This window comes from Flagellimonas yonaguniensis, assembly GCF_029193885.1.
In the GTDB taxonomy this organism is placed as follows: Bacteria; Bacteroidota; Bacteroidia; order Flavobacteriales; family Flavobacteriaceae; genus Flagellimonas; species Flagellimonas yonaguniensis.
Map to the genome: position 1 here is coordinate 325,573 of NZ_JARFVB010000001.1, position 15,877 is coordinate 341,449.

The 15,877-nt window shown below is 42.9% G+C and carries 3 protein-coding genes and 1 tRNA gene; all 4 read left to right on the forward strand.

Features of this window, described 5'->3' with window-relative positions; translation table 11 throughout:
• Window positions 1-2 precede the first annotated feature (2 nt).
• Window positions 3-14,183 (forward strand): T9SS type B sorting domain-containing protein, encoded by a 14,181-nt coding sequence (locus tag PY092_RS01530; protein WP_275614095.1) that lies wholly within the window; start codon window positions 3-5, stop codon window positions 14,181-14,183.
• A gap of 21 nt (window positions 14,184-14,204) precedes the next feature.
• On the forward strand, window positions 14,205-15,164 hold the full coding sequence (locus PY092_RS01535; RefSeq protein WP_275614096.1) for a PorP/SprF family type IX secretion system membrane protein: 960 nt from the start codon (window positions 14,205-14,207) through the stop codon (window positions 15,162-15,164).
• Between the two features lie 46 nt (window positions 15,165-15,210).
• Window positions 15,211-15,567, forward strand: coding sequence for a dihydroneopterin aldolase (gene folB / locus PY092_RS01540; RefSeq protein ID WP_275614097.1), 357 nt, complete (start codon window positions 15,211-15,213; stop codon window positions 15,565-15,567).
• A 209-nt stretch (window positions 15,568-15,776) separates the two neighbouring features.
• Window positions 15,777-15,847 (forward strand) — tRNA-Cys (locus PY092_RS01545).
• The last annotated feature ends 30 nt before the right edge of the window (window positions 15,848-15,877 follow it).

The window sequence follows — 15,877 nt, forward strand, 5'->3', positions numbered from 1 at the left end:
TTATGAAAACATCATTACTCCGGTGGGGCACAACTATTTGTATACTTTTATTTTCGTATACAGGTATTGCACAGGTAAAAAACAACTTCGACGTTCGTTACGAAAATGAACTTCGAGGGGACCTAACCTTTATTGCCAATAATATTGTAAACAGAGACGAAGGTGGCGACAACCCTGAGGACCCCTATAATTTAACGGGTTCAAGCTCAGAATACAACGATAGGCTCAACATGCAATATATTGATATTGATGGTGACCCTTCGACCTTTAGTTCCAGTAGTGCAACCCTGGCCGTACCGGACTCAAATTGTTCCTTGGTCAGATATGCTGGTCTATACTGGTCCGCCGTATACAGGGATAACAATAGGAGTAGTGATTTTGATGAAATTAAGTTTAGGGTTCCAGGTGGTTCTTATGTGGACCTTACGGCCGATGAAATCCTATTTGATGGTGATGGTGATGCCGATTTTGGTAACTATGCCCCATACGCTTGTTATAAAGATGTAACTTCAATAATAACCGGACTTGCCAACCCAGATGGCGACTATTTTGTGGCCAATGTTAGGGCCAGTTCCGGAGATAATGTACAGGGTGGTGTATCCGGTGGTTGGTCTTTGGTTGTCGTTTACGAAAACCCGACACTTCCCGGAAAATACATTACCACTTTCGATGGGTACGCAGGTATCAAATCAGGAGAAACCGTAGATATTCCGTTTAGCGGATTTACCACATTGCCAGCCCCCTTTCCAGTAAATGCCAAACTTGGTGTTGCTGCATTGGAGGGTGACAACAGAATATCAGGGGATCGCCTATCCATTCGTGCGGACAGCAATGGCTCTTTCACGACATTATCAAACTCTGCAAATCCTTCAAATAACTTTTTTAACAGTAATATTACCGATGAAGGGGTTATACAAACAAACCGCAACCCAAATAGTGTCAATACATTAGGTTGGGATGTAGACCTTTTCACTATTCCCAACCCGAGTAATTCGGTAATCCCAAACAGTGAAACAGGCGCTACTTTAAGAGCATCATCATCACAAGATAAATACGATATTTTCTTCACTTCATTGGATGTAGAGATCATTGAACCTATAATGAACTTAGTCAAAACAGTGGAGGACATTGGGGGTAATGATATTACTGGACAAGGGGTTAATTTGGGTCAATATTTGGATTATGTCCTTACATTTCAAAATGTAGGTAATGATGACGCCATCAACTACACCATTCGAGATGTTCTTCCAATAAATGTAACCCTGGATGAGTCCAGTATATCGATGCCGGCTGGTGTATCGTACACATATGACCCCGTTACACGGACTGTGTTATTTACAGTGCCTGATAATATTATAGAAGAAGGGGACCCAGCAAGGACCATCCGAATGCGTGTACAGGTAGCTGAAAACTGTTTCGATTTTGTCGACGCCTGTACCGATATCATTCAAAATTTAGCCTATTCAACCTACCAAGGAGCTATCAACTCGGCCCAGATTACCGACGACCCCTCAGTATCTGAATTTAATGGTTGTGGATTTGGTACACCCGGAGCCACAAACTTTCTTTTGGATGACCTAAGTGCCTGTAACTTTACCAGAACCGTTCAACTTTGTGGCGATGATGTGCTCTTGGATGCCGGGGACAACTTTGACAATTACATCTGGTATCGCGACGAGAACGGAAACAATACCATTGATGTTGGTACGGACACCGTAATTACCGACGGTGATTCCGACAACGACCCCAGTACCATGGTGGTTACTGAAATCGGCACCTATATTGTGGACAAGCAAGTGGCCGATCCATGTAAGGATTTTCAAGAAATCATTACGGTTGAATTGTTCGGCTCCGTTCAATCCAACCCTATCACAGCATTGATCAACGATACCTCCAACACCATTGATGGGGCTATTGATTTTTGTCCCAACGATGGTAGTGAGCTTCCAGAAATATTCTTGTGCGGGCTAAACGACACGGAATTAATTCAGATAAACATCCCGGATGCCACAAGTATTGAATGGGAACAATTGGATGAAAACAGCTGTACTGAATCAGATGAGGGTTGTGCCAACACAAATGCAAGCTGTACATGGAACACTGTTGATACCGGAAACGACTTTTTGGCCGAAAATACTGGTCAATACCGATTGGTGATCAACTATCAAAATGGATGTTTCAGTAGGTTCTATTTCAATATCTACAAAAACCCATTAGATCCTCAATACACCTCTAGTGATATTATTTGTGATACCCCAGGTAACATCACGGTAACCAATATGCCATTGACCTATGAGTTCCAACTTGTAGATCAAGCAACAGGAAACATATTGGTGCCTTATGGCCCTAGCCCAAGTTTCAACATCACGAACAACGGTGCGTACATGGTGGAAATGAGACAACAAGGCGTAACCGATGGTTGTGTGTTTGTTTTGGACAACATCGGTATTCTTGAAAGGGATTTCCAGGTGGATGTAGTTCCTCAGGATACAGACTGTAACGGTTTGGGCGAGATTGCCATTTCCGTGCTCAATGTGGAGGCACAATACTATTATGAAATCTCCCAAGGGGGTACTGTAGTGGATACCCATGGACCATCAAACGATAATAATTACACTTTTGAGAATTTAAATGATGGTATCTATGATGTAACGGTTACCACCGATGATGGTTGTGACCATACAGAACAAGTAACGATAAATGATGTAACCGATTTGGCGGTTAGTGCCATAACCACCAAAAACATCGATTGTACGGATGGAATAATTTCGGTAACCGGATCCGGTGGATTCCCAAATCCTGATTACTATTATGCTATTTGGAGCTATAATGGCACAAATCTCTATACTGACATCAGTGATATTCCTGCGACTGCCTACCAAACAACCAGCGATTTCACTTTTGCCAATGGTGAAGAAGGAACATATCAGTTTGTAGTTGTCGATGGAAACAATTGCCATGCATTTTCAAATAGTGTGATTATTTCCATTTCCCCCTCAGTGGAATATACAACTTTGGTGGTTGATGAAGCCTGCTTTGGTGCAGAGGACGGCTCCTTTTCTGTCAACGTAACCAATTCCAATGGCTACATCCTATCCTATACGTTAACTTATCCAGATTCTTCAACAACTTCCAATACATCCGGCACTTTTTCCAATTTGCCTCAAGGGGATTTTTCTTTGACCATAACACAGACACAAGGGTCCATCTCTTGTGATTTTGTTGAAACCTTTACTATTGACGGACCTGATTCTGGAGTAACTGCGGATGCCGTATTGATTCAGGATTATACCTGTTTGCAAGATGGTATCATAGATGCTCAAAATGTTACAGGAGGTACCGCTCCTTACGAATATAGTATTGATGGCGTCACCTTTAATAGTACTTCCACCTTCACAAATCTAACCGATGGAACTTACACCATTACCGTAAGGGATGACAATGGGTGTACTTTTACGGATTCGGTTACCATTGATTCTTTGGACCCTCCAACGGATATTGATTTTTCGGCCACCGACCCACTGTGTCCAACTTTTCTTTCTGATATCACCTTATCTGTAACAGGGGGAGAGCCCGCCCTGGTCTATGAAATAATTTCCCCTGCCGGAAGTGCCATAAACAATGGAAACAACAACACATTTGCCGACTTGGCTCCAGGAACCTATATGTTCAGGGTAACCGATGGCAATGATTGTTTCTATGAAGAAAGCTATACCATCGCGCCAGTAACGGAAATTTCCGTTACCGGACAATTGGTAAGCAATATTACTTGTTTTGGTGATAGTGATGGTGAAATTCAATACACCGTAAACAATTTCAACACGGATTACAATTACACAGTTACTGGTCCGGACAATTTCTCTGGAACAAACGAAACCAACAGTACCATTTCCCTTACCGGGTTGGCCGAAGGAACATACACCATTACCGTTACGGACAATCTTACCAATTGTACGGATACTACCGATGTTACCATAAATGCTCCGCCCTCTGCCCTTGATGCGATACCAACGGTTGTACAACCTACCTGTTTGGCAGATGGTTCAGTGAACATTGTAGCCACAGGCGGATGGGGAAGCTATACCTACGAGATCACTTCCGGTCCTGCCAGTTATACCCTTCCTGCTCCACAGAACAATGGTTTGTTCAGTGGACTGGATATTGATGGACTCTATGAGTTTACCGTTACCGATGCTAATGGATGTGAGTTCACGGATACCTTTACCATAAACGAAGCCGTTGCCCCAGAACTGGAAATTGTTCCCAACGATATTTGTTACGATGACGCCGTGGGATTGACCTTGACAGCCAATGTTATCGCTGGAGGTGATGGAAATTATGAATACAGCTTAAATGGAGGACCATTTGTTACGAACAATGTGTTTTCTGGTCTAACACCAGGAGATTACACGATTGAAGTTAGGGATGGCAACGGATGTACCGATTCCGAATCCTTGACCATTGACCCAGAACTAAGCGTTGTGGCTTCCGCTCCAAACATTACCGCTTGTGGCACAAACACTGATATAACCATTACTGCCGCAGGTGGAGATGGAAATTATGTGTATGCCGTGGTTGCGGATGGAGCTACCCCTGCCGATACGGACTTTGCCCCAACAAACCCTGTTACAGGTGTAGTAGCTGGTAACTATGATGTTTATGTACGTGACAATGGCGGAGCTGCCGGATATTGTGAAGCCTCCTACGACATTACCATTGTCCAAGATGATCCATTGGCTATTTCTGTGACCAATACCGATATTCTATGTAGTGGTGAGTCACAAGCTCAAATTACCATAACAGCAAACGGTGGAGAAGCACCATACACATATAGCATCGATAATGGTGCTACGTATCAGACTTCCAATACATTTTATAATCAGCCAGCTGGTAGTTACAATATTCGCGTAAGGGATGCCAACAATTGTGAAGTAACCGAAATATATTCCATTACAGAGCCCATTACCCTATCGGCTTCTGCTGCGGTTACCGCTTTGGTGGAATGTAACCCTAGCTCAGGTGCTGAAGTACGAATTACCAACGCCATCGGGGGTACCGCTCCTTACGAATATAGTTTTGATGGTGGGTCCACTTATGGGGGCAGCTCCATTGGATATCTTTTGCCTGGAACACATACCCTTTATATAAGGGATGCAAATCTATGTACCTACCCTATGTCGGTTACCATTGATCCAGAACCAACTCCACCAAATGCAACTGCATCCGTGGATTATGAGTGTGATGGCGAAGGAACGATTACGGTAACTCCTGACAGTCCGGATTTTGATTACACCTATGAAATCGATGGTGCGCCAAATACGCCAAACGACTCCAATGTATTTAATGATGTTCCCGTTGGAAACCATACCATAACCGTTAATTATGTTAGTAATTCGGCGCCATCCCCAAGTATTTTACTCTCAGAAAACTTTGGAACAGGACCCAATACCAGTATTTCTGAAATAGATCCCGTTTATTGTTATGAACCACAAGATGGCAGTGCTAGCTTATGTGGTTTTGGTACGGATACCCATATTCAAGATGGGGAGTACTCCGTAACACAAAATATTACCAATCCTTACGGAACTTGGCAAAGTCCCGATGACCATTCAGGCTTGTCCAATGGTAGGTTCTTGGCCATCAATGTGGGTGGAGTAGCTGGTGTAGGTGGTATTGTATATCAAAAAACAGGGGTTGAAGTGATTCCCAACCGGGACATTACCGTATCGCTTTGGGCTTTCAACCTATTACGTAACGGAGAAAGCGGGGGTGATCCGTCCATAGAAATCCAATTGGTAGATGCAGGAGGAACCGTGATTCAAAGTACTACTACTGGAAGTATCCCAAAAAATACCAGTGCCACTGATTGGCACGACTATAACGTTACGCTTAACCCAGGTGCCAATTCCAATTTGGATATCGTAATCCGTACAAACTCTTCCGTAACAGATGGCAATGACATCGCCATAGATGATATCGAAGCGTATCAGATTCCTGAAGTTTGTGGTGGATTCATCACATTGGATGTAAATGTTGAGGACGGCCATGCTTTTGATGGTGCTATCACAGCTTATACAGATTTAACTTGTAACAGTGCCGATGATGGAAGCATTACCTTTGAAGTTGAAAACTTTGATCCTGGAACAGGGTTTACCTATCAAGTGGATAGTGATCCAGTGTCCGGCATCCAAACAGCCAGTCCAATTACTGTTTCCGGTCTTTCGGCAGGAAATCATACCATCACCCTAATTGATTTAAGAGATCCTGCATGTTCCGTAGTGTTGAACCAAACCTTGACACAACCCGATGTGGTTGATGTTACAGCATCCGTCACTACAGAACTTACCTGTACCAATGGTGGAGCAACGGTTACCGCAACAGCAACGGGAGGTACGCCGGTCTATCAATATCAATTGGAGGATACAAGTGCTACGCCCACGATCATTGCAGCATTCCAATCTTCCAATGTGTTCTCTGGTTTACCTGTTGGTGATTACGTAATAAGGACTAGGGATATCAATCTTTGCGAGGATACAACAACCATTACCGTTGATCCTTATGAAATCATTGCGTTTGATTTAACACCAACCGTTTGTTATAGCGGAAACAATGACGGAAACATTCGAGTGGATGTAACCAGTGGAAATGGCAACTATCAGTTCAGTATCAATGGTGGTGCTTGGATGACGCCTACGCCTTCTGATGGTACAACTTATATGTTCAATAATTTAGTTGCAGGCACATACACGGTGGATGTAAGAGATCAATATGGTTGTTCTGTTCAGGATACAGCGACCATCAATCCCGCTTTGACCGCTTCGGCCTTCCTTGACAGTGATTTGACTTGTTTGGCAGATGCCACCATTACCATAACTGCAAACGGAGGTACAGCTCCTTATTCCTATCAATGGTCCAACGATGGAGGAACCACCTATAATTCAACTGGATTCACAGGAAATGTATTCAACACGGATACTGCTGGAACATATATGTTCCAAGTAACTGATGCCGCCGGTTGTACCACAACGACCAATAGTATCATAGTTACGCCAGCTGATCAACCTGTAATAAGCAACGTTATACCTACGGATATTTTATGTAGCGGGGAAAGTACCGGTACTTTGGATGTAGTGATAGACACTTCGGTTGGAGTTCCACCATATACCATTAATGTGGTGGAAACAAGTGGTCCTATCAACTATGGAAGTCAAACCACTGGATTGCCAGCAGGTTCTTATGAAGTAACCATAACTGATGATAAAGGATGTGTTTCGGATCCGTTCCCTGTGATTATTTCTGAACCCACTCCAATAGTCCCAAATGTTACGCACACCAATCTTACTTGTGTTGCATCATCCACCGAGTTGGGAACAATTACCGTGGATGCTTCTGGAGGAACGCCAGACTATATCTATCAGGTATACAACAATGACTTCAGTGTAAATCTTACTTACGACACCTCAACCGGCACCAATGATCATACCTTTACAGGACTCGATTTTGGAGATTACACCATACAAATTACTGATGCCAATGGCTGTCAAAATATTTCCACAGTTACCATTACAACAGGTCCAGATATATTGATAACCACAGTAGGTGCTTCGGGATGTACACCGGGCAGTGGAGAAATGACCGTTGAAGCACAAGCTTCCAATGGAACCTTGGGTATTGGAACATTCTATTTTGCCATTTACCCAGCACCTGCGTTCAACGCTGCCGACCCAGCATGGTTCCCAGAGGACCCACTACCTGCAGCGGACAACACCCATTTGTTTACCGGTCTAACCCCAGGGGTTACCTATACCTTCATTGTATTTGATACCGATACCAATTGTGAGTATATACAGGAAGCAACGGTACCTGTCGCTACAAATTCAACCTTAATATCAACCATAGACGCTTCTACCAACATTACTTGTACAGGAGCAGCCGATGGTACTGTAGGCTTTACCATATCTGGGTATGGAGGAAACAATGTGAATTACGAAATTTTCTATACCAACACCCATACGACAACAGGAATCACCGGGACAATATCGGGAGCTGTTGGAGGTCCGGAAAGCGACACTGCGTCTGGATTGAGTCCAGGAGAGTATTATATTCTTTACGAAGAGGCTGATGGACCCAATGCGGGTTGTGTCATTGCCTCGGATGAATTCCTTATCGAACAAGCGCCGACTTTGCTACAGGTTACTGCAAATTCACCAATAAATGACAATTGTAATCCAAATGCAGGTGTAATTAATGCATCGGCACAGTATGGTATGGCTCCTTATGAGTACCTATACCTACTAGCATCTGACCCTGCACCAACAGCTTCTACCGGAAGTTGGACAAGCAATACAACAGCAAATGTGGATGCGGGTAATTACATTGTCTATGCAAAAGATGCCAACGATTGTATTCAAAGTGATCCCGTTACCGTACTTGAAGACCCAAGCCCGGAAATATCCATTTCCATTGTGGATGAATGTGTGGATGAAGGCTTGTTTGAAGTAATGGTCACATTGGACAATCCAGCTGACGCCATGGCACCTTTCCAAATCAGTGTAAATGGTGCAGCATTCCAAAACTTTACTTTTGATGGAAGCAATCAGTATCTGATTTCCGGATTGAGCTCAGGGTTGGGTCATACTATTGAAGTAAGAGACCTAAACGGTTGTATTGATATCGAAACTTTCGATATACATCCACCACTTGAATTTATAGTGACTCAAACCGTTGATTTGGATTGTGAGCTAGGAGCTGCTGGTAATGCAGAATTGTTGATTGAAGTAATTTCAGGGTCTGGAAATTATGAATATACCATAGATGGACCAGGAATAACTTATGACGTATCCAGAAGTGTTCTGACATCCAATCCATTTACTTGGACAGGTGCTGGTGTGGCAGGAAGCTATGATGTAGTTGTATTCGATATGGGAACAGCACCACCTAACTGTCCCAAAACAATTACTGTGGACGTGCCTGAAGCTACTCAACCTTCTTTTACAACAACTTATACAGATGTAACTTGTAACGGAGATGATGATGGAACCATCACGGTTACTGCGGTTGACAATGGTATAGGACCATATACTTTTGAAATTATTGGTGCATCTGATGGATCAATAAGTGTTCCCATTGCTCCAACAAGCACTACGCCTACCACGGCTACATTTACAGGTCTAGCAGGTTCGGCGGCAGGTATTACTTATGATATAGAGGTCGTCGCAGCCAATAATTGCGATGATATAGAGTCGGTAACCATAACTGAACCCGATCCAATTGACAACATCGATGTGGATGTAGTGGAATTTGCATGTTCCGTAGGCAATAATCCAAACAACGCCAGCATTACTGTGGATACTTCATCCATTACTGGAGGTAGTGGCAACTATGTGACTTACGAATTTATCAACGATGCCGGTTCCGTAGTGGTTCAATCCGGTAGTAATCCTACATACATTGAAACCGATATAAATGGAGGTAACTATACCATCAACGTATATGATGACAACGGTTGTTTGGGAACAACAACAGCGGTTATTGCTCCTTATGATCAAATTACAAATGCCGTAGCAGCCGTTACAAACCCATTGAGCTGTTCTCCAGGTCTGGATGGGGAAATTACCATTACCGTTACATCGACCTTAGGCGACCCATCTCGTTTTGAATACAGTATCGACAACGGTAGTAATTGGCAAAATTCCAATGTATTTGGCAATTTGGATGTTGGAACACACAATTTCCTTGTTCGTCATTTGGATACAGGTTGTGTGGTTTCAACTTCTGAAACCATAACCAACCCCAACACATTCAATATCGATGTGAATGTGGTAAGCAATGTCATCTGTTATGGTACTGCCACTGGCGAAGTAACATTTGAACTTCTGGATGCCACATATATAGGAGGATTTAATTGGACCATTTATGATACCAATGGAACACCTACCAACACAGCTGATGATATTCCTGTAACTAACGGTACTTCAGCTACTACAGGTCCAACCGCCCCTATTTCTTTGCCAGCTGGAAGCTATACCGTTGAGATTTCACAGGATGCATTCCCTGAATGTACCAATGTGGAAGCCTTCAACATTGCGGGACCTAATGCAACAATCACTGGTTCTGCCATTGTTACTGACATTACTTGTGTGGATGACGGTACCATTGAAGTCATCGCTTCTGGTGGATGGGGTGGATACACTTACTATGTGGGCGTTGGTGCTCCTGGTACTTACGTATCAAACCCTATTTTCTCCGGACTTACCGCAGATACTTATGAAGTTTGGGTAAGGGATTCAAGTGGTTGTGAAGAACATATTGATACGATCACTCTTGATGACCCAGACCCTATATCGGCCTTATTGCAAATCAACCAGTCCAACTGTGTGGATTTACAAGGAGAAATCGAAGTAGTCGGTACCATTGGCGGTCAAGGAAGCAACTATATGTATCAATTGATCAAGGATGGAACCAACTTTGGCTCTCCTCAGACCAATACTATTTTCTCTGGATTGGGTGCAGGTTCTTACACCGTTGAAATTACCGATCAGTGGGGCTGTTCCATAACACTTCCAGCTACCTTGGAATTGTACAATGCCATGACGGCAAATGCTACCGTGGATAAAACCATCGATTGTACAATGAATCCAGGAGGGCAAATTACCATCAATGTAACAGGTGGCTCCTCCAACTTGCAATACAGCGTTGAAGATCCATTGGGCAATGTAACCATAGATGCGGACGCGGATGGTGTTTTCACAGGTCTTACAGAACCGGGAGAATACATCTTTACCATTACCGATTTGGATACTTCCGAGCCTTGTACCTATGAAGTACGCCAAACATTGGATGATAAAGTAGATCCAATATTATTGGATGCAACTATTGTGGATGTAAGCTGTGCTGGGGGTAGTGATGGTAGTATCTTGGCCAATCTTGATCCTGCTACGGCCCTAAATCCACCTTACCAATACGAATTGATTGGTTTAGCTGGTGCCCCGAGCAGACCTCTTCAAGATGAACCATTCTTCGAGAATCTTCCCCAAGGAACCTACCAAGTACGTGTGGTTTCTGAAAGGGAGTGTGAGGACATCAAAACCGAAACTGTTGATGAACCCAATCCCCTGGGTGCTACGGCTACGGCTACGGCCTTTGAATGTACTCCAAGCAATTCTGTGGATGAATCGACCATTACAGTAACCCCTAGTGGAGGTACTCCTTTTGCGGGTCCTGATCCTTATCTGTACAGTTTTGAAGGAAACAGTTTCACATCGGACAACACTTTTGATGTCGTGGACGATGGAACCGTTCAAACTATAAATTACATTGTTAGGGATGCCAATGGTTGTGAATATTGGGATAGTGTTGATGTTCAACCTTTGAACACTTTCACATTGGATGCTAATCAAGATTTTGCCATCTCCTGTATCAATCCAGAAAGCGTAATCCTTACCGTTACGGAATCTACCCCTGGCGACACCTATACATTCGAATTATTGCCTACTGGTAATCCTTATGGAAATGTTGTACTTAGTTCTGTCACACCTATTTCCGCAACTTTTGAGTTGACCGAACCTGGCAGTTATACATTCCGTGCCACCAACGATGTCACAGGATGTTACGTAGAGGAAATCTATACAATCGACCCATTCGACACCATTGACGTTGATGCCACAGCTACAGCACCAGCTATGTGCTTTGATGATGCGGGAGAGTTGACCATAGATGTTTCAGGCTATACAGGAGACTACGACTATTATGTTTACAGAACCGATGGTACACTTATCGTATCAGGAAGTGAAAACACTTCTTCTGGTTCACTGGCCATAACCCACCCCGACTTGAGAGGTGGTAACTATTATGTTGAGGTAGAAGCTACTGAAGCTCCTTTCTGTACCGCTACATCTGGTACAGTAACTATAATATCTCCAAGTGCTGAATTGGATTACACACCACAAGAAGTGGCCAATGTTACCTGTACCAATGATCAAGGCGAGATATTGATCAACCCAACAGGAGGCTACGCCCCTTATGATATTGTACTGACCAATACGACCACATCACAAGTTTATACCATGGATGATGTACAAAGCTATGTCTTCACAGGATTATCCGCGGGAGTGTATACCGTAAGGGTTACCGACGATGGGGGTTGCTTTGAAGATAGAGGACTGACCTTGGAAGTACCAGACCCAATCACAGCAGACATTGACGCTGCACCAATCGATCTATTGTGCTATGGAGATGATAGTGCTTCTGTTTGGGCGGACAATGTTGCTGGAGGAAGTGGTTCTTATGCTTACCAATTGAACATTTACGAAGATGATTCTCCAGGCGCTGATATTACTTTCACTTCTGGTGCACAAAGCAGCAACATCTTCAATAATTTGGGTGCTGGAACCTACAGTATTACCGTTACCGATGGTTGGAACTGTAGTGATACAACGGATACCGTGACCATAACGGAACCCACCGAAGTAAGGGCCTCCCTAATTCAGTTGAGCGAAATGACCTGTAATGATGATGCCCAATTGGAATTAACAGCAACAGGAGGTACTGCACCTTATTTCTACAGTACGGATGATATCAATTTCTTTGCCATGGATGGTGGGGATACCCATACTTTCGATGTGGGAGCGGATGAATACCAATACTATGTACGCGATTTCAATGGTTGTGATGCAATACTATCAAACCAGGTAACTGTTGACGAAGTTCCTGAATTGATGCTGGAAATCGATGAGTCCGCAGCCATTATCAACTGTATGGGCGAAGCATCTGCCACCATTATTGCTCAGGCAACAGGTGGATTGGGCAACTATAGTTACGAATTGTTCAGCGATGCAGCCTTGACCAACTTGGTCGATGGCCCACAAACCAATGGAACATTCAGTGGACTACCAGCAGGTGAATATTATGTAAGGGTAACCAGTGAGGACTGTGTAGAGGTATCACCGGTAATTACCATAATAGATCCAGAACCATTGGTAGTGGATAGAGAAGAATTTACAGATATTACATGTTCAGGAATGAACGATGGTACTATTACAGTAGAGGTATCGGGTGGAACAGGTGAAATCCTTTACGCCATTTCACCGAATCTAGATCAGTTTGATACGACGAACACATTTACTGATCTAGAACCCGGTATCTATGATGTAATCGCTCAAGATGTGAACGGATGTTTCATTACTTTCCAATTTGAGATTACACAACCAGAACCCATCGTGGCAGAGGCTGTCAACATCATGGACGAAGTATGTTTTGAAAGTGGTGATGGTTCATTCGAACTACAGATCACTGGAGGAACAGCTCCTTATGAAACAAGCTTGAACTCCAGTGCTGATGGAAACTTTGTGCAAGACCAGTTCTTGTTCCAAGACCTGACCACAGGAACCCATGTGGTATTTATCAGGGATGCCCAAGGCTGTGAAACCAATGTGGTTGTGGAAATTGAACCAGGAGTCAATCTGGGTGCCACAGTAACACCCGTTTATGAGTGCACAGGTAGTGTCCCTGACAATTATTTGGAAATTGTATTGGAGGACGAATCCATAGCAGGTAACCTTATGTACGCCTTGGATTCCACAGACCCAGCGGATATGCTATTATCCGCCGATTTTACCAATATGGTACCTGGTGACCACTATCTTACCATTGCACATGCCAATGGATGTATGACCACCTACGACTTTACCATTGAAGCTTACGAACCTCTTACATTGGTTTTGGAAAACAATATATACAATCAAATAACTGCAATAGCAGCAGGTGGAGTAGAGGATTATACCTTTTATTTCAATGATATCGACAACGGAACCGATAACATATACTACATCAGTGAAACAGGTACGTATACGGTAACTGTTATTGATCAGAACGGTTGTGAAGCTACTGCAGAGATATTCATGGAGTTCATGGATATAGATTTTCCGAACTTTTTCACTCCAGATGGCGACGGTCGCAACGATATATGGATACCTGACAACATTGAAGGGTTCCCAGACGTACTAATTAAGATTTACGATCGTTATGGTAGAGTAGTGGAAGAGATGGCCCGAAACGTTCAAGGTTGGGACGGAAATTACGATGGAAAACCATTGCCAACCGGAGACTACTGGTATGTTGTTCGACTCGAAGGAGAACAAGACAACCGAGAGTTTGTAGGTCACTTTACATTATACAGAAAATAACGCTTAACCTACTATTGCCCCATGTTAAAAAAAGTCTACTCAACTATACTATTATTCTCCTTGGCATTTGTTGTTCAAGGACAAGAGTTGACCGTACCCCAATTATCCCAATACATTGCGGATAATCCATTTTTAATGTCCCCGACCTACGCAGGTATAGGAGACCATATAAAAGTGCGTTTAAACGGCTTGACGCAATGGGTAGGTATAGAAGACGCTCCAGATACCCAGACCTTGGCAGCCGATGCAAGGGTTGGAAATAGATCTGGAGTAGGTATGCTATTATACAATGATAGTAATGGACATACCAGACAAAGAGGAGCAAGGGTATCCTTTGCCCACCACTTGACATTGGACTATTACGAAGATATTTTCCTATCGTTCGGTATTTCCTATAACTTTAATCAGTTTAGGATAGATGTGGAACAATTTGAGGAAAACAACGGTCAATTGCCTACAGATGACAAGGCCACCACAAACCATAACTTTGATCTTGGTGTGCTTTATAGATATAATAAATTCTTTTTCAGTCTAAATGCGGGTAATGTTCTTAATAAGGATTTATCAAATTTTAATACGGACATAATCCGCATAGAACCTAATAAACTAAGGAACTACTATGCTTATACAGGCTATAACTTTTCCAAGAGCAAAAACAGCAAATTGGAAATAGAACCTTCTGTATTTTTTCAATGGTTTGAAAGTGATGGCCGTTCCGTTACCGATTTGAACACCAAGTTCCGTTTTAGGGATTTTGAAGATTATTATTATGTAGGTCTAACCTATCGTTTTTTGAACGACCAATTAGGTGAACCGCTGTACATTGCTCCCATAGCGGGATTCAAAAAAAGTAACTTCTATTTTGGCTATTCCTATCAAGTCATTACCAACGAAATATTAGGTTATAGTACAGGAACCCACGTACTTACCGTGGGAATGGATCTTTTCCAAGGGATAAGTAACTGTAGGTGTATGTATTGAATTAAACTGTTTTACCCTATTTTTGCCCTTTCTTAATACAAGGGTTTTGGGCAAAATCAGGTTAAAGAACATTAGAATACATTCAAACCACGGATGTTTAAAGGAAGAAATGCTCATAGGGAGCGATTATAGGGTAGATCTTGAAATTACCGCTGACCTTTCCCAACCTGCGATTTCCGACCAACTTTCCGAAACTGTGGATTACGTTCATTTAAATAATATAATAAAAGAAGAAATGACAGTGCGTTCCAATTTATTGGAACATGTGGCCAAACGTATCATTGACCGTATATTCAAGGAAATCAATCAAGTGACCGAAGTGGAAGTGGAAGTTTCCAAAATAAATCCACCGATTGGCGGCGATGTAGAGAGTGTTTCGGTAAAACTCAAGAATACCCGTTGAACAGATAATCTTAGAAGACAGATACTTTTATCTTTATTCAAAATTTGCCTACAACAAAAACGGCATTGTGGTCGAATTGGATAGACAAAATCCCGCAAGGATTTTCATGGTGGTTCGAGTCCACCCGATGCCTCAATAATTTTGCTGAATATTTAGACTATCTTTCAAACTGAATATTCGCAAAATATTTTTAGCTTTGCGATCCAATTGGCATCGTGGCCGAGTGGCTAGGCAGAGCTCTGCAAAAGCTTGTACAGCGGTTCGAATCCGCTCGATGCCTCAAAACCCAGTACTATGTGCTGGGTTTTTT